The sequence below is a fragment of the Serpentinimonas maccroryi genome, from assembly GCF_000828915.1.
GTDB lineage: Bacteria > Pseudomonadota > Gammaproteobacteria > Burkholderiales > Burkholderiaceae_C > Serpentinimonas > Serpentinimonas maccroryi.
Window position 1 is genome coordinate 347405 of the sequence record NZ_AP014569.1, and the last position, 16554, is coordinate 363958.

A 16554-nucleotide genomic window follows, 5' to 3' on the forward strand; every position below is an offset into this window, starting at 1 on the left:
GCGTGCAGGTCGGGGAAAGCATCGGCCAGGTGTTGGTCGAGCAACACATAGTCACCACCGAGCAGGTGGAGCAAGCGGCGCGCACCCAAGAGCAGCTGCGCAACCGCAAACTGGGCGACTACCTGGTGCTCAAGGAGGTGGTCAAGCCCGAGCAGTTGCTGCAGGCACTCGAAGAGCAGTCGCGCATGCCCATGGTGCGAATAGGCGAGGCCTTGACCGCGCTTGGGCTCATTACCCCAGAGCAACTGCAAGACGCGCTGGAGCGCCAGAAATCCGAGCGCAGCGTGCCGCTGGGCGAGCTGCTGGTGCAAAGCGGCCAGCTCACGCGCGACGACCTGCGCATCGCGCTGGCGCGCAAGATGGGTTACCCGGTGGTCGATCTGGCGCGCTTTCCGATCGATCCCGAGGCCTTGCGCCGGGTGCCGATCGCGCTGGCGCGCAAGCACCGCATCGTGCCGCTTCTATGGCACAACGGCACCGTGGTGGTGGCCGCCGAAGACCCGTCGCGGCGCGGCATGCTCGAAGAGCTGGATTTTGTGTTGCAGGCCAAGGTGGTGGCCACGCTCACCAGTGCCCCGCTCGGGGCACAGAGCATCAACGAGGCTTATGCCCGCTTTGGTCTCGACGATACCCAAGCGGCACTGGCGGCTGGCGGCGAATTTGCCCCCACCAGCTCCGACAAGCTGCTCGAATCGCTCGAGCAAGAAGCCAGCGACGACGCCGACCCCAAGCTCGGCGCCATCGAGCAGTCCGACAACTCGCTCGTCAAGCTCATCAACAGCCTGATCATCGAGGCCCATGGCCAAGGGGCCTCCGACATCCACATCGAGACCTTTGCCAGCAAGCGCAAGGTGCGCATCCGGCTGCGCAAAGACGGCCGCCTGAGCCCCTTCATGGAGCTGCCACCGGGCTACCGCAACGCCATCATCGGCCGCATCAAGGTGATGTGCGACCTCGACATTTCCGAGCGCCGCAAACCCCAAGACGGCAAGATCGATTTTGCCAAGTTCTCGCCCACGCACAAGCTCGAGTTGCGGGTGGCCACCATCCCCACCAGCAACGGCGCCGAAGACGTGGTGCTGCGCTTGCTCTCATCGGCCAAGCCGCTGCCGCTGGATCAACTCGGCCTGACCCTCGCCAACCTGCGCCAATTGCAAACTGCGGTGGCACGCTCCCATGGCATGGTGCTGTGCGTGGGCCCCACGGGCTCGGGCAAGACCACCACGCTGCACTCGGTGCTGCAGCACATCAACACGCCCGACCGCAAGATCTGGACCGCCGAAGACCCGATCGAGATCAGCAACCCCGAGTTGCGCCAGGTGCAGGTCAATCCCAAGATCGACTGGACTTTTGCCAAGGCACTGCGGGCCTTTTTGCGCGCCGACCCCGACATCATCATGGTGGGCGAAATTCGCGACCAAGAAACCGCCCAGATGGCGATCGAGGCCTCGCTCACCGGCCACCTGGTGCTCTCGACGCTGCACACCAACAGCGCGCCCGAGACCGTGGTTCGGCTGCTCGACATGGGGATGGATCCGTTCAACTTTGCCGACTCGCTCGCTGCCGTGCTGGCGCAGCGTCTGGTGCGGCGCTGGTGCAAGGGCTGCGTGCGCAGCGAGCCAGCTGACGAAACCTGGGTCGATGAGCTGCTGGACGACTACCTGCACGTGCTGCCCGGAAGTCTGCGTCCCGGCAAAGCCGAGCTGCGTGCGCAGTGGCTGCACGATTACGGCCTAGACGGACGCATGTTCCGGCACCATGCCCCCGGCTGCCCGGCCTGCGACCAGACGGGCTACAAGGGACGCGTCGGCGTGCACGAGCTGTTGCTGATCGACAGCCCTCTGCGCCGCCTGATCCAGCAAAAGGCCCCCTCCGAGGCGCTGCTGGAGGCGGCTCAGATCAGTGGCGGGCTGCGCACCCTGCGCCAAGACGGCATCCTCAAGGTGCTGCAGGGGCTGACTGGCATCGACGAGGTGCGCGCCCACTGCGCCCACTGAGGCGCTTAGAGGTTGGGCGCCAGCCAGCGCGCCAGTTCGTCTTCGCTCAGGTGGCGGCGGTGCGCTTGATCCGCCAGTTGGTCGCGCCCGATGGGGCCGACGTTGAAGTAGCGGCAATCGGGGTGCGCGAGGTAGAAGCCGCAGACGCTGGCGGCGGGCGTCATGGCCAGGCTTTCGGTCAGGCCCATGCCGATGTCGGCGCTGCCCAGCAGCGCCAGCAGCTCGCGCTTGACGGTGTGGTCGGGGCAGGCCGGGTAGCCCGGGGCCGGGCGGATGCCTTGGTACTGCTCGGCGATGAGCTGCTGCGGGCTCAAATTTTCTTGCGCGGCGTAGCCCCACAGTTCGGTGCGCACGCGCCAGTGCAGGTATTCGGCGGCGGCTTCGGCCAGCCGGTCGGCCAGCGCCTTGAGCAGGATCGCTTGGTAGTCGTCGTGCGCGGCCTCGAAGGCGGCGGCGCGCGCTTCGGCCCCGATGCCGGCGGTGACGGCAAAGGCACCCACATAATCGGCCACGCCGCTGCCCTGCGGCGCCACAAAGTCGGCCAGGCAGCGGTTCGGGCGCGGCGCGCCATCGACCACCGGTTTTTCGCTCTGCTGGCGCAAGCCGTGCCAGACCAGCACCGGGCTCTGGCGCGTTTCGTCGGCGTAGAGGGCGATGTCGTCGTCGGCCACGCTCTGCGCCGGGTACAGGCCCAGCACCGCGTTGGCCACCAGCCAGCGCCCATCGACGATTTTTTTCAGCAGCGCTTGCGCGTCGGCATAGACCTTGCGCGCCTGCGCGCCCACCAGTTCGTCGTCGAGGATGGCGGGGTAGGGGCCGGCCAAGTCCCAAGTCTGGAAGTAGGGGCCCCAGTCGATGTAGCGCGCCAGCTCGGCCAGATCGAGGTTTTTGAACACGCGCCGGCCGATGAACTTGGGCCGCGCCGGGGTGTAGGCAGCCCAGTCGAGCTGGGCCTTGTTGGCGCGCGCCTGCGCCAGCGACAGCAGCGGGGTTTTCTTCTTGTTGGCGTGCTGCTGGCGCACGCGCTCGTAATCAACTTGCAGTTCGTGCACGAAGGCAGCGCGCCCCTGCCCCAGCAGGTTTTGCGCCACGCCCACACCGCGCGAGGCGTCGGGCACATAGACCACCGGGCCGCGGTAGTGCGGTGCAATCTTCACCGCCGTGTGCACGCGGCTGGTGGTGGCGCCGCCGATCATCAACGCTACGCCGTGGGCGCCGAAGTAGGCGTCTTTCTCCATCTCGGCGGCCACGTATTGCATCTCTTCTAGGCTGGGGGTGATCAGGCCCGACAGACCGACGATTTCAGCCCCCACCTCTTTGGCCTTGGCCAGAATCTGGTGGCAGGGCACCATCACGCCCATGTTCACCACCTCGAAGTTGTTGCACTGCAGCACCACGGTGACGATGTTTTTGCCGATGTCGTGCACGTCGCCCTTGACGGTGGCGATGACGATCTTGCCCTGGCTGCGCGTGGCCGTGCCGGCGGCCTCGAGCTGGCGTTTTTCTTCTTCGATGTAGGGCAGCAGGTGCGCCACCGCCTGCTTCATCACGCGCGCGCTCTTGACCACCTGCGGCAAAAACATCTTGCCGGCGCCAAACAGGTCGCCGACCACGTTCATGCCGTCCATCAGCGGGCCTTCGATCAGGTGCAGCGGGCGCGCCCCCTCGGCGCGCATCTGCTGCCACAGGGCTTCGGTGTCGGCCTCGATGTGCTCGTTGTTGCCATGCACCAGCGCGTGCGTCAGGCGCTCGCGCAGCGGCAGCGCGCGCCAGGCGTTTTTGGCGCTGTCGTCGCGCGCCGCGCCGCGCACGCTGTCGGCGATGTCGAGCAGGCGTTCGGTGGCGTCGGGGCGGCGATTGAGCACCACGTCTTCGACGCGCGTGCGCAGCTCGGGCTCGAGCTCGTCATAGACGCCGACCATGCCGGCGTTGACGATGCCCATGTCCATACCGGCCTGGATAGCATGGTACAAAAACACGGTGTGGATGGCCTCACGCACCGGGTCGTTGCCGCGAAAGCTGAAGCTCACGTTGCTCACGCCGCCCGACACCTTGGCCCCGGGCAGGTTGGCCTTGATCCAGCGCGTGGCCTCGATGAAATCGACGGCGTAGTTGTCGTGCTCGGCAATGCCGGTGGCGATGGCGAAGATGTTGGGATCGAAGACGATGTCTTCGGCCGGAAAACCCACTTCATCGACCAGAATGCGGTAGGCGCGGGCGCAGATCTCGGTCTTGCGCTGGAAGGTGTCGGCTTGGCCCTGTTCGTCGAAGGCCATGACCACGGTGGCGGCGCCGTAGCGCCGGATCAGGCGCGCCTGGCGTTTGAACTCGGCCTCGCCCTCTTTGAGGCTGATCGAGTTCACCAACCCCTTGCCCTGCACGCACTTGAGCCCGGCCTCGATCACGCTCCATTTAGAGGAGTCGATCATCACCGGCACGCGCGCGATGTCGGGCTCGCTGGCCATGAGGTTCAAAAAGCGCACCATCGCCGCCTGGCTGTCGAGCATCGCTTCGTCCATATTGACGTCGATGATCTGGGCGCCGTTATCCACCTGCTGGCGCGCCACCGCCAGCGCCTGCTCGTAGTCGCCGTTGAGGATCAGGCGCGCAAAGGCCTTGGAGCCGGTGACGTTGGTGCGCTCGCCGATGTTGACGAACAGCGTGTCGGCGTCGATGCGCAGCAGCTCCAAGCCCGAGAGCAACATCGGGCCGGGCTGGGGGCGCTTGGTGGCGCCGCTTGGGGTGGCTGGGCGGGGGGCGGGGGTAGGGTGTGCGTTCACAAAAAATGGCTTAAGGGTGCAATAAAGGCGCAGGATGCGGTGGCCAGATTCAAGACAGTGTGACACGGACGAACTTGCGCTTGCCCACCTGCAGCACGTAGGTGCCCGGGCCCAGCCGCAGCCCTTTGTCGCTGATCAGCGCGCCATCGACGCGCACGCCGGCGCCGTCAATGAGCCTATTGGCTTCGCTGCTCGAGGGTGCGAGCCCAGCGGCCTTGAGCAGCGCCGCGATGCCCAGCGGCGCGCCGCCCAGCGCGCGCTCGGGGATGGCGTCGGGCACACCGCCTTGGCTGCGGTGGATGAAATCTTGCTGCGCCGCCGCTGCCGCCGCCGCGCCGTGAAAGCGCGTGGTGAGTTCGAGCGCCAGCTGCACCTTGGCGTCTTTGGGGTTGCGCCCGGCGGCCACTTCGGCGCGCAGCGCCGCGATCTGCGCCTCGGTCTGGAACGAGAGCAGCGTGTACCAGCGCCACATCAGCTCATCTGAAATGCTCAGCACCTTGGCGTACATGGTGGGCGCCGGCTCGTTGATGCCGATGTAGTTGCCCTTGGACTTGCTCATCTTCTCGACGCCGTCCAGCCCCTCGAGCAGCGGCATGGTCAGGATGCACTGCGGCTCCAGCCCGTACTCGGCCTGCAGGTGGCGGCCCATGAGCAGGTTGAACTTCTGGTCGGTGCCGCCCAGCTCCAGGTCGGCTTTGAGCGCCACCGAGTCGTAGCCCTGCATCAGCGGGTACAAAAACTCGTGCACGCTGATTGGGCTGCCGGCCGTGTAGCGCTGGTGAAAATCGTTGCGCTCCATCATGCGCGCCACGGTGTACTTGGCCGCCAGCCCAATGAGGCCGCGCGCGCCCAGCGCATCGCTCCACTCGCTGTTGTAGCGCACCTCGGTGCGCGCCGGGTCCAGCACCAGGCTGGCCTGCTGGTAGTAGGTCTGGGCGTTGGCCTGTATCTGCTCGGGCGTGAGCGGTGGGCGGGTGCTGTTGCGCCCCGAGGGGTCGCCGATCAGGCTGGTGAAGTCGCCGATCAAAAAAATCACCGTGTGCCCTAGGTCTTGCAGCTGGCGCAGCTTGTTGAGCACCACCGTGTGCCCGAGGTGGATGTCGGGCGCGGTCGGGTCCAGCCCGAGCTTGATGCGCAGCGGCTGGCCGCTGGCTTGGCTGCGCTGCAGCTTTTGCACCCAGTCGGCCTCGGGGATGAGCTCCTCGCAGCCGCGCCGCGTCACGGCCAGCGCGTGTTGTACGTCAGCGTTGAGCGGGGCAGTGGGGGGCGCCGCAGCGATGGGTGGGGCAGTGGTTGGACTCATTCGGGTTTCTACAGATGGCCGCGCGCGGTGAGCGCGTTATACTGATGTTTTACTTGTGGTCGGATTTTAGTCGGCGCGCCGCCTGCCGGGCTCATCGGCAGCTGTGTGGTGTGCGGTGGCTTATCATCCGCCCTGCAGCTGCGCCCAGTTCTCGGCGCCCTGCTCCTTTTTTTACTCGCCGCCCTGTTGCGCCCGTCCAAGCGCAGCAGGTAGGCCTTGATGTTGATCTTGAATGAACGAACTGGCCCAGCACATCAAGCGCACATTGGTTAAGTACCCCAAGCATTTCATCGCTGGACTGGGTGCTGTTTTGCTCGGCACGGGCGTCACGGCGTTTGGCGTGGCCCCCCTCGAGGCCGAGATTGCCAACCTGCCGGTGCAGCAAATCGTCGAGACGGTGCCGCACGCAGCGCTGCAGCCCCTCGCTTTGGCCGCACCCATCGCTGCCTCTGCCTCAGCCTCCGCCACCCCGGCCGAGCTGCAAGCCCCGGTGCCCTTCGTGCTGTTTCGCACCGATTTCACGCGCCGCGACGACACCGTGCAAAGCTTGCTGCAGCGCCTAGGGGTCAACGACAGCGCCGCCCATCAGTTCGTGCGCAGCCACCCCGACGCGGCCGTGCTCATGCGCGGCCCCGCCGGCAAACTGGTGCGCGCCGAAACCGACGACGACCAGCGCCTGCTGCGCCTGAGCGTGCGCTGGTTGCCCAGCAACGATTCCGACCGCTACCAGCGTTTGCTGATCGAGCGCAGCGGCAGCGGCTTTGTGGCCCGGGTCGATCAAGTCGAAGCGCAGCGCTCGGTGCGTGTGGCCAGCGGCACGATCCGCAGCACCTTGTTTGCCGCCACCGAAGCGGCCGATTTGCCCGACCGGGTGGCTTCGCAACTGGCCGATATTTTCAGCGGCCAGATTGATTTCCGCCGCGACCTGCAACGCGGCGACTCGTTCCGTGTGGTCTATGAGGCCATCGAGTCCGAGGGCGAGCTGTTGCGCTACGGCCGCCTGCTGAGCGCCGAGTTCGTCAACAAGGGCCGCGCGCACCAGGTGCTGTGGTTCGAGGCCGAGGGCCAGCCCGGGGCTTACTTCACTTTTGCCGGCGAGAGCACGCGCCGCGCCTTCTTGGCCTCGCCACTCGAGTTCTCGCGCATCAGCAGCGGCTTTGGCTTGCGTTTTCACCCCGTCACGGGGTTGCGCCGCCCGCATTTGGGGGTCGATTTCCCGGCGCCCATCGGCACCCCGGTGCGCAGCGTGGGCGATGGCGTGGTCAAGTTCGCCGGCAGCCAGCGCGGTTTTGGCAACGTGGTCTTCATCCAGCACCGCAACAACATCGTCACCGTCTATGCCCACTTGCACCGCATCGACGTGCGCCAAGGCCAAAGCGTGGCGCAAAGCCAATACATCGGCCAAGTGGGTTGCACGGGGGTCTGCACCGGCCCACACGTGCACTTTGAATACCGCTTGAACGGCATCCACCGCGACCCGATGCTGCTGGTGGCCGAAGGCGGCGGCAGCGCTCCGCTCACTGCCGCCTTGCGCCCGGCGTTTGAGCAGGCCGCTGCCGACATGAAGCAAAAGCTGGCCGCCGCCGCCACCTTGGTGCAAGCCAGCGCCCAATAACTCTGAGCCCGCCCACCACCTCCACCTACACCATCGGCCTGATGTCGGGCACCTCGCTCGACGGCGTCGATGGCGTGCTGCTGGAATGTGGCACCAGCCCTGCGGCTTTCAAAGTGCACGCCGCCGCCAGCGCCGATCTGCCCGATGCGCTGCGCCAAGCCCTGCTGAGCCTGAATCAAAGCGGCCCAGACGAACTGCACCGCGCCGCCGTGGCCGCCAGCCAACTGGCCGAGCTCTATGCCGAGGTGGTGGCGCAGTTGCTCCAGCGCAGCGGCTTGGCCGCCGCGCAGATCCGCGCCATTGGGGCGCACGGGCAAACGGTGCGCCACCGCCCGCCTAGGGATGGCGAACCGTGGCCCTACACCTTGCAGATCAACCAGCCCGCGCAGCTGGCCGAACGCACCGGCATCAACGTGGTGGCCGATTTTCGCAGCCGCGACATCGCTGCCGGGGGTCAAGGCGCGCCCCTGGTGCCGGCCTTTCATCAGCGCCTGTTTGGGCACGCAGGGCAGTCGGTTCTGGTGCTCAACCTAGGCGGAATGGCCAACATCACGGCGTTGCCGGCCAACGGCGCCGTCTATGGCCTCGACAGCGGGCCCGGCAATGTGCTGCTCGACCTCTGGTGCCAGCGCCACACCGGCGCTTGGTTCGACCGCGATGGCGCTTGGGCTGCCAGCGGACGCGAGCAGCCCGAGTTGCTGGCGCACCTGCTCGTCGAGCCCTATTTTTTGCAGCGCGGCATTAAAAGCACCGGGCGCGACCTGTTCCATGCCGGCTGGCTGGACGAGCGCCTGCGCGGCTTTGCCGGCCTGCCCCCTGCCGACGTGCAAGCCACCTTGGCGTGCCTGACCGCGCGCAGCGTGGCCTTGGCGGTGCAAGGCATAGCTTGGGGCGGCGCGGGGCCGCAGCAGGTTTGGGTGTGTGGGGGCGGCAGCCGCAATGCGCATCTGATGCGCCTGCTGGCTGCAGAACTGCCGCAAGCCCAAGTGCAAGCCAGCGACGAAGCCGGTTGGCCAGCGCAGTGGGTCGAGGCCGCGGCCTTTGCTTGGCTGGCGCTGCAAACCCTAGAAGGCAAACCGGGCAACCTGCCGAGCGTCACCGGGGCGCGCGGCTCGCGGGTGCTGGGCGCGATTTACCCGGCCTGAAGGCCTTTAGGTGCTGAAGCTCGAGCCGCAGCCGCAGGTGGTGCTGGCGTTGGGGTTTTTGATCACGAACTGCGCCCCCTGCAGGTCTTCTTTGTAGTCGATCTCGGCGCCCACCAGATACTGGTAGCTCATGGCGTCAATCAGCAGGCTGACGCCGTTTTTGCTCATGGTGGTGTCGTCTTCGTTGACCACTTCGTCGAAGGTGAAGCCATACTGGAAGCCCGAGCAGCCGCCACCTTGCACGAACACGCGCAGCTTCAGGTCGGGGTTGCCCTCTTCGGCGATCAGATCGGCCACCTTGGCCGCCGCGCTGTCGGTAAACACGAAGGGTGCGGGCATTTCGGTGGTGGGGTGTTCTGCGACTGCGCTCATGGTGCGGTGTTCCGATAAGTAAACCTGTGCAGCAATACTAAAGCAAAAAACTCAAGATAGTGCCTAGTCCGGCGATTGTCTGCGCTGGCGCCGGGGTTTTTGGCCGCTCGCAATGCGCCCACCCGCAGCCCGCCGTCCACCGGCCCGCAAGCAGGCACAAAAAACCGCCCTGCGGCTTGTGACCAGAGGGCGGTGATGCACAAAGGCCCAAAGCCCTTGCAGCGGTTTAACGCTTGGAGAACTGCTTGCGCCGGCGTGCCGAACGCAGACCGACCTTTTTGCGCTCCACTTCGCGCGCGTCGCGCGTCACGTAGCCGGCTGCGCTCAGAGCGGGCTTGAGGGCCGCGTCGTAGTCGATCAAGGCGCGCGTGATGCCGTGGCGCACCGCGCCAGCTTGGCCCGATTCGCCGCCGCCGTGCACGTTGACTTGGATGTCAAACGTCAGCTCGTTGCCGGTGAGCAGCAGCGGCTGTTTGGCGATCATGATCGAGGTCTGGCGGCCAAAGAAGTTTTCGATGTCTTTGCCGTTGATCGTGATCTGACCCGTGCCTTTTTTGAGGAACACGCGGGCGACGCTGGATTTGCGCCGGCCGGTGCCGTTGTTCCATTCGCCGATCATGTGCGCTCCTCGAGGATGGCCAACACTTTGGGTTGCTGGGCGCTGTGGGGGTGCTCGGCACCGCCATAGACCTTGAGCTTTTTGATCATGGCATAGCCCAGCGGGCCTTTGGGCAACATGCCCTTGACCGCTTTTTCCAGCGCCCGACCGGGGTGCTTGGCCTGCATGTCGCGGAAATTGGTGCCGTAGATGCCGCCGGGGAAGCCCGAGTGGCGGTAGTAGATTTTGTCTAGGGACTTGTTGCCCGTGACTTTGAGTTTGGCCGCGTTGACGACGACGATGAAGTCGCCCGTGTCCACGTGAGGGGTGTAAATGGCTTTGTGTTTGCCGCGCAACCGGAGTGCCACTTCGCTGGCGACACGTCCGAGCACCTTATCGGTGGCGTCAATCACAAACCACTCGTGCACCACCTCGGCCGGTTTGGCGCTGAAGGTTTTGGTCATGAGTTTGCTCTGAATAAAGCGGGTTTGGCAGGCGTCTTTTCCACGGTCGGTGCGGCTCTGTTGGCCGCCTCTTAGGTGGGTTTGCGCAGCATCAGCCCCCCGCAAAGGGAAAAAGCCTCGGCCACGCCTTCGCCGCGGACACCCAAAGCGCTGCGAAGCCCGCCATTCTAACTGCAAACACACAACTCAAGCAAGCAAAATTCAAGGCCGCTGCGGTTTGCGCGCATGGCTGTGGTTTACCATGCGCCCATGTTCAGTTATCGCCACGCCTTTCATGCCGGCAACCACGCCGATGTACTCAAACACCTGACGCTGGTGGCTTGCCTGCAATACCTGGCCCAAAAAGACGTGGGTCTGCTGCTGGCCGACACCCATGCGGGCGCGGGCATCTACCGGCTCGACCAAGAGCTGGCGCGCACCTCGGGCGAATCCGGGCGCGGCATCGTGCGCGTGGCCGCCGCGGCGGTGCAAGCGCGGGCGCAGGGCCAGACGCTGCCGGCGGCGGTGCAGGCCTACCTCGAGCTGGTGCAGACCTACAACCTGGGCAGCGACAGCTTGCGCCACTATCCCGGCTCGCCTTGGATCTGCCAGACGCTGCTGCGCCCGCAGGACCAGCTCAAGCTGTTTGAGGTGCACCCGACCGACGCGCGCCTGCTCGAACGCCACGTGGCCGACCTCGGGCGCGGCAAGCAGATCGAGTTGCGCCGCAGCGACGGTTTTGCCGGCCTGCGCGCGCTGTTGCCACCGCCTACGCGGCGCGCGCTGGTGCTGATCGACCCCAGCTACGAGCTCAAAACCGACTACGCCGCCGTGCTCGACTGCCTCGAAGACGCGCTCGAGCGCTTCCCCACCGGCTGCTACGCGGTCTGGTACCCGGTGATCGCGCGGCCGGAGTCGCACGCGCTGGCGCGCAAGCTCAAGGCCTTGAGCACGCGGGTGCAACGGCCCTGGGCGCAGGCGCTGCTCGATGTCGGGCAGGCACCCACCAGCGGCCGCAGCGCCGAAGTGGCGCGTGGCCAAGCCCGCACGCCCCTGCACGCCAGCGCCATGCACCTGATCAACCCGCCCTTCGCCTTGGCCGAGCAGTGGCGCGCGGCACTGCCGTGGCTGAGCGCCACCCTCAAAGAAGGCCCGGGCGCCCAGTGGCAGGTCGAATCCGGCGGCTAGGGTTCTCAGATTGTCGATGCACCCGATTGCGTAAGTGGGCAGCAGCCCGCCATCGCCCACCTGCACAAGCTCTACTGCCGCAACCGCGCGCACAGCGCCAGCGTGGGCGCGCTCTGGTTCATGGTGTAAAAGTGCAGCCCCGGCACCCCGGCCCGCTGCAGCTGCTCGCACAAATCGCCCACCACCTCGCGCCCAAAGGCCTGGATGCTGGCCACGTCGTCACCGTAGCCCAGCAGGCGCAAGCGGATCCAGCGCGGCACCTCGGCCCCGCAGGCGTCGGAAAAGCGCAGCAACTGGCCCGAGTTGGTGATGGGCATGATGCCGGGCACGATCGGGATCTCGATGCCCAACGCCTGCGCCTCATCCACAAAACGAAAATAAGCGTCGCTATTGAAAAAATACTGCGTGATGGCGCTGTCGGCGCCGGCGCGCACCTTGGCCAGCAGCGCCTGCAGATCGGCCTGCGGCGAGCGCGCTTGCGGATGCACCTCGGGGTAGGCCGCGACCTCGATCTGAAAGGCGCCGCCAAACTCGGCCCGTATAAAAGCCACCAAGTCGCTGGCGTATTGGAACTCGCCCCCTGAGCCGTAGCCGCTGGGCAAGTCGCCGCGCAGGGCCACCAAGCGCCGCACCCCCATGCCCTGCAACTGGCGCAACTGCTCGCGCACGCTGGCGCGGGTGGCACCGATGCACGAAAAATGCGCCGCCGCCGGCACGCCCTCGGCCAAAATCTCGGCCACGGTGGCAAATGTGCCTTCTTGGGTCGAGCCCCCGGCACCGTAGGTGACCGAGCAAAACTCGGGCCGCCGGGCGTAGAGCTGCTGGCGCACGGCGCGCAGCTTGACCGCGCCCTCGGGCGTCTTGGGCGGGAAAAATTCAAAACTGATGGGCAAAGCTTGGGCCATGATCGTGCTCCGTGGGGCCGGGCCGCCACGCCGCAGCGGCCCGATGCAAACCCGGCGCTGTCGTGCAGCCCCCTGCTGGGGCGCAGCAACGCACAGCGCCAGCCTGAGATGGGCTTAGTAGCGGTAGCTGTCGGGCTTGTACGGGCCCTGCTTGGGCACGCCGATGTAAGCCGCTTGATCGTCCGACAACTCGGTGAGCATGGCGCCGACTTTTTTCAGGTGCAGGCGCGCCACTTTTTCGTCCAGGTGCTTGGGCAGCACATAGACCTTGCCGGCGTCGTAGCCGTCGGGGTGGCCGTAGAGCTCGATCTGGGCGATGGTCTGGTTGGCAAAGCTCGACGACATGACGAAGCTCGGGTGCCCGGTGCCGCAGCCCAAGTTCACCAACCGGCCCTTGGCCAGCAAAATGATGCGCCGCCCCGAGGGGAAGATCACGTGATCGACCTGTGGCTTGACTTCATCCCACTGGCAGCGGGCCTCGAGCTCGGTGACTTCGATCTCGTTGTCGAAGTGGCCGATGTTGCACACGATCGCTTGGTCTTTCATGCGCGCCATGTGCTCGTAGGTGATCACGCCCTTGTTGCCGGTGGCGGTGACGAAAATGTCGGCGTGCTCGGCAGCGTAGTCCATGGTCACCACACGGTAGCCTTCCATGGCGGCTTGCAGGGCGTTGATGGGGTCGATCTCGGTCACCCACACCTGGGCCGAGAGCGCGCGCAGCGCCTGCGCCGAGCCCTTGCCCACGTCGCCGTAGCCGGCCACCACGGCCACTTTGCCGGCGATCATCACATCGGTGGCGCGCTTGATGCCATCGACCAGCGACTCGCGGCAGCCGTAGAGGTTGTCGAACTTGCTCTTGGTGACCGAGTCGTTGACGTTGATGGCGCGAAACAGCAGCGTGCCCTTGGCCGACATTTCCTTGAGCCGGTGCACGCCGGTGGTGGTCTCTTCGGTCACGCCGATGATCTGCGCGCCCTTGCGGCTGTACCAGGTGGCGTCGCTGGCCAGCTTGGCGCGGATGGCGGCAAACAGAATGCGCTCTTCGTCGCTGCCGGGGTTGGCCAGCACCTCGGGGTGGCGCTCGGCCTGCTTGCCCAAGTGCATGAGCAGCGTGGCGTCGCCGCCGTCGTCGAGAATCATGTTCGGGCCTTCGCCCTCGGCGCCCGCTGGGCCAAACTCAAAAATGCGGTGGGTGTAGTCCCAGTACTGCTCCAGCGTCTCGCCCTTGAAAGCAAACACCGGCGTGCCACTGGCGGCAATGGCGGCGGCGGCATGGTCTTGGGTGCTGAAGATGTTGCACGAGGCCCAACGCACCTGCGCGCCCAGCGCCTGCAGGGTCTCGATCAGCACGGCGGTCTGGATCGTCATGTGCAGGCTGCCGGTGATGCGCGCGCCCTTGAGCGGCTGGCGCGCGGCGTATTCTTCGCGTATGGCCATCAGGCCGGGCATTTCGGTTTCGGCAATGCGGATTTCTTTGCGCCCCCATTCGGCAAGGCCGATGTCGGCGATCACGCAATCGGCGAGGAGGGGGGATTTCAAGGCAGCGTTCATGTAAGGCTCCGGCACAACAGGGTTGGGTTCAAACCACTGCTCGCGGCTGGCACAAAGCGCTCACCGCACGAGGAGTGGGTGAGCGTCGTTGCGGGTGGGCCAACGGCAGCGGGTGTCGTGACCGGTTCCGAGCCTCACACCGCCGCCGCATGGGGCTCGGTGCTGCAACGCTCCTCGAAACACTCAGAAATTATAGGCCAAGCGGATGGATGTGCGGCATGGATGTGCGGCACAAAGGGGATTTGGGGCAGCCCCGGCTTGACATCCTCTGCGGTGTCCAGATCATCGGTTCCAGATCATCGGATACAGGCCGTTACAATCTGCAACGTTGGTGCTCGCTGCGCCGGTTCTGGTGCGGCGGTTAAACGGGAAGCAGGAGGACCCTAGGCGCGTCTAGCGCATGGGTCTAACCTGAGCTGCCCCCGCAACGGTAAGTGGACGAGCCGCCCGCACAGGCGGCTTCGCTGCGCGTCTCCAAAAGCCACTGGAACGCCTTTTGCTCGCGCAAAGGGCTTTCCGGGAAGGCGGCGCCGGTCGCATCCACCAGCCCGGATACCGGCCAACAGGGTGGTCCCCTTCGTGGGGGCCGTTGCGTCCAAGCAGCGTCGGGGAAGGCGCTGAGGACACGCTCTGTGGTGTTAACTTTCATGAAAAATTCGTTTTTGCGCGCCCCTGTCGCGGCTCGGGCAGCGCTGCCCGCCGCCCTTTTCGGCCTCGCTGGCGTGTGGGCGGCTGCCCCCGCTGCGGCCAGCCCCGAAGCCGCCACGCCGGCGGCTTTGAGTCCGGTGGTGGTGACGGCGACGCGCACCCCGGTGCCCAGCGATCAATTGGTCGCTCAGGTGGTGGTGATCGAGCGCGAAACCATCGAACAAGCCCAAGGGCAGACTTTGGCTGCGCTGCTGCAACAAGCCGCTGGGGTGCAGATCAGCAGCAATGGCGGGCTGGGCAAGGCCTCCACCGTATTCTTACGCGGTACCGAAGGGCGCCATGTGCTGCTGCTGATCGACGGCGTACGCTACGGCTCGGCGACCCTGGGTGCGCCCAACTGGGACAACCTGCCGCTGGCGGCGATCGAGCGCATCGAGGTGCTCAAAGGCCCGGCGGCGGCGCTCTACGGCAGCGACGCCGTGGGCGGGGTGGTGCAGATTTTTACCCGGCGCGGGCTAGAGGGCTTTCATCCCCACGCCGGCCTCACTTTGGGGGCGCACGGACACCGCGCCGCCCAGGCCGGAGTGGCCGGGGGCCAAGGGCGCTGGCAGTATCGGATCGGGGTCTCGACCCTGCGCGAAGACGGTTTTTCGGCCACGAATCCTGCGGTGCCGCCGGGCTGGGTAGCGTATACGGTGCCACCGGACCCGGTGCCCCGTTGGAGGACGCGGGACCGGCATAACCCCGACGCCGATGGCTTCGAGCAAGACGCGCTCAACGGCAGCCTGCGCTTCGAGCCCAGCCCCGGTTGGCTGCTGACGGCGCACGGGCTAATTTCCAGTGGCAATAGCGCCTTCGACGACGGCACGCAGGTGCAGGATGTGCGCGGCCTGACCAGCACCCGGGTACTGGGGCTCGGCCTAGAGCGCGCTTGGGACGGCGGTGCGCGCACCAGCCTGCGCCTGAACCGCGCCGACGACTTGACGCGCAATTTTGATTTCGAGGGCAATACGCGCTTTGACACCGAGCGGCGCCAGTGGACGCTGCAGCACGACCAACCCAGCCCCATCGGCACCCTGACGCTGGGCCTAGAGCACAGCCGCGAAGAGGTGGACAGCAGCACCGCCTACACGGTGCGCGAGCGCAGCATCGAGGGCGTTTTCGTGGCGCTGCAAGGCAGCGCGGGCCGCCACGCCTGGCAGGCCAGCGCCCGGCGCGACGACAACTCGCAGTTTGGTTCGGCCAACACTGGCGCGCTCGCCTACGCCTTTGAGTTTGCCCCAGGCTGGCGCGTGCGCGCCGCGCACGGCACCAGCTTCAAGGCCCCCAGCTTCAATCAGTTGTATTGGCCGCAGTGGGGTAACCCCACCACCCAACCCGAGCGCGGGCGCAGCAGCGAGGTCGGCCTGAGCCATACCTTTGGCCGCCAGTCGCTGCAACTGACGCGCTTCGAGCAGCGCATCCGCGGCTTCATCACCACCGCGCCCACTGTGACCAACGTGCCCCAGGTGCAGATCGACGGCTGGAACCTGGTCTGGCAAGGCAGCGAGGGCGACTGGCGCTGGCGCGCCGACCTCGAGCTGCTGGAAGCCCGCAACCGCACCCCGGGTCCGAACTTCGATCGACGCTTGGCCCGCCGCGCTGAGCAGCAGCTGGCCTTGAGCCTAGAGCGGGCCTGGAGCGATGCCTGGTGGTTCGGGGCCCACGCTGTGCTGGCAGGGGATCGTTTCGACGACGCCGCCAACACCCGGCGCCTGCCGGGCTATGGCCGGCTGGACCTGAGTGCCGAGCACCAGTTGTCCAGCGACTGGCGGCTGCAACTGCGCCTCAACAACGTGGGCGACAAGCGCTACGAAACCGCACTGGGCTTTAACCAGAGCGGGCGCGCGCTCTTTGCCAGCCTGACCTGGCAGCCCCAGCGCTGACTGCCGGTGTCAAACTGCCCCGCTCCTGTGATCGCTGCTCCGGCGTCGGGGCCGGGCCACACCTGCGCCACCGGTGGCTGGGCG

12 protein-coding genes and 2 riboswitches are annotated in these 16554 nt (G+C 66.3%); of the genes, 5 read left to right on the forward strand and 7 right to left on the reverse strand.

What is annotated here, in order from left to right:
• The first annotated feature begins 122 nt into the window (after positions 1–122).
• On the forward strand, positions 123–1997 hold the full coding sequence (locus tag SMCB_RS01540) for a GspE/PulE family protein (RefSeq protein WP_045537375.1): 1875 nt from the start codon (positions 123–125) through the stop codon (positions 1995–1997).
• 5 nt (positions 1998–2002) lie between these two features.
• Here SMCB_RS01540 and metH read toward each other — a convergent pair whose 3' ends face one another.
• Together metH and tyrS are read right to left on the reverse strand one after the other, a co-directional pair.
• On the reverse strand, positions 2003–4702 hold the full coding sequence (metH, locus tag SMCB_RS01545) for a methionine synthase (protein ID WP_045537377.1): 2700 nt from the start codon (positions 4700–4702) through the stop codon (positions 2003–2005).
• Positions 4703–4826: 124 nt separating this feature from the next.
• Positions 4827–6080: a tyrosine--tRNA ligase gene (gene tyrS / locus SMCB_RS01550; RefSeq protein WP_045534561.1), complete on the reverse strand. Its 1254-nt coding sequence runs from the start codon at positions 6078–6080 to the stop codon at positions 4827–4829.
• A 232-nt stretch (positions 6081–6312) separates the two neighbouring features.
• Between tyrS and SMCB_RS01555 the strand changes: the two genes are divergently transcribed.
• Together SMCB_RS01555 and SMCB_RS01560 are read left to right on the forward strand one after the other, a co-directional pair.
• The gene (locus tag SMCB_RS01555; protein WP_045534562.1) at positions 6313–7695 is read left to right on the forward strand and encodes a M23 family metallopeptidase; all 1383 of its coding nucleotides are present in this window, start codon (positions 6313–6315) and stop codon (positions 7693–7695) included.
• 2 nt (positions 7696–7697) lie between these two features.
• Positions 7698–8840, forward strand: coding sequence for an anhydro-N-acetylmuramic acid kinase (locus SMCB_RS01560; RefSeq protein WP_082027163.1), 1143 nt, complete (start codon positions 7698–7700; stop codon positions 8838–8840).
• A 6-nt stretch (positions 8841–8846) separates the two neighbouring features.
• On the opposite strand, the gene erpA is transcribed toward SMCB_RS01560, so the two are convergent.
• From erpA to rplM, 3 genes are all read right to left on the reverse strand, one after another.
• Complete coding sequence (erpA, locus tag SMCB_RS01565) at positions 8847–9212, reverse strand: iron-sulfur cluster insertion protein ErpA (RefSeq protein ID WP_034111479.1); 366 nt, start codon at positions 9210–9212, stop codon at positions 8847–8849.
• 226 nt (positions 9213–9438) lie between these two features.
• A complete protein-coding gene (gene rpsI, locus SMCB_RS01570; RefSeq protein WP_034111481.1) occupies positions 9439–9831 on the reverse strand; it encodes a 30S ribosomal protein S9 in 393 nt (130 codons plus the stop codon).
• Positions 9828–10274: a 50S ribosomal protein L13 gene (gene rplM / locus SMCB_RS01575; RefSeq protein WP_034111483.1), complete on the reverse strand. Its 447-nt coding sequence runs from the start codon at positions 10272–10274 to the stop codon at positions 9828–9830. Before rplM ends, rpsI begins: the two co-directional genes overlap by 4 nt.
• 249 nt (positions 10275–10523) lie before the next feature.
• On the opposite strand from rplM, the gene SMCB_RS01580 reads away from it, so the two are divergent.
• Complete coding sequence (locus SMCB_RS01580; protein WP_045537379.1) at positions 10524–11441, forward strand: 23S rRNA (adenine(2030)-N(6))-methyltransferase RlmJ; 918 nt, start codon at positions 10524–10526, stop codon at positions 11439–11441.
• A gap of 71 nt (positions 11442–11512) precedes the next feature.
• Here the strand turns inward: SMCB_RS01580 and metF are convergent, their stop codons facing one another.
• Both metF and ahcY read right to left on the reverse strand, forming a co-directional pair.
• Positions 11513–12346 carry a methylenetetrahydrofolate reductase [NAD(P)H] gene (gene metF, locus SMCB_RS01585; protein WP_045534565.1) on the reverse strand — a complete coding sequence of 278 codons (834 nt, stop codon included), beginning with the start codon at positions 12344–12346 and terminating at the stop codon, positions 11513–11515.
• Between the two features lie 114 nt (positions 12347–12460).
• Positions 12461–13897: an adenosylhomocysteinase gene (gene ahcY, locus SMCB_RS01590; protein WP_045534567.1), complete on the reverse strand. Its 1437-nt coding sequence runs from the start codon at positions 13895–13897 to the stop codon at positions 12461–12463.
• 73 nt (positions 13898–13970) lie between these two features.
• Positions 13971–14079: riboswitch (S-adenosyl-L-homocysteine riboswitch) on the reverse strand.
• Between the two features lie 130 nt (positions 14080–14209).
• Positions 14210–14475, forward strand: a riboswitch (cobalamin riboswitch).
• A gap of 69 nt (positions 14476–14544) precedes the next feature.
• On the opposite strand from ahcY, the gene SMCB_RS01595 reads away from it, so the two are divergent.
• Entirely contained in the window at positions 14545–16470 is a 1926-nt protein-coding gene (locus tag SMCB_RS01595; RefSeq protein WP_052468370.1) for a TonB-dependent receptor domain-containing protein, read from the forward strand.
• Positions 16471–16554 lie beyond the last annotated feature (84 nt).

Coding starts and splice junctions, on each gene's coding strand:
- metH (WP_045537377.1), bottom strand. CDS start 4,702: ATGTTGCTCTCGGGCTTGGAGCTGCTGCGCATCGACGCCGACACGCTG.
- tyrS (WP_045534561.1), bottom strand. CDS start 6,080: ATGAGTCCAACCACTGCCCCACCCATCGCTGCGGCGCCCCCCACTGCC.
- SMCB_RS01555 (WP_045534562.1), top strand. CDS start 6,313: ATGAACGAACTGGCCCAGCACATCAAGCGCACATTGGTTAAGTACCCC.
- erpA (WP_034111479.1), bottom strand. CDS start 9,212: ATGAGCGCAGTCGCAGAACACCCCACCACCGAAATGCCCGCACCCTTC.
- rpsI (WP_034111481.1), bottom strand. CDS start 9,831: ATGATCGGCGAATGGAACAACGGCACCGGCCGGCGCAAATCCAGCGTC.
- rplM (WP_034111483.1), bottom strand. CDS start 10,274: ATGACCAAAACCTTCAGCGCCAAACCGGCCGAGGTGGTGCACGAGTGG.
- SMCB_RS01580 (WP_045537379.1), top strand. CDS start 10,524: ATGTTCAGTTATCGCCACGCCTTTCATGCCGGCAACCACGCCGATGTA.
- metF (WP_045534565.1), bottom strand. CDS start 12,346: ATGGCCCAAGCTTTGCCCATCAGTTTTGAATTTTTCCCGCCCAAGACG.
- ahcY (WP_045534567.1), bottom strand. CDS start 13,897: ATGAACGCTGCCTTGAAATCCCCCCTCCTCGCCGATTGCGTGATCGCC.
- SMCB_RS01595 (WP_052468370.1), top strand. CDS start 14,545: ATGAAAAATTCGTTTTTGCGCGCCCCTGTCGCGGCTCGGGCAGCGCTG.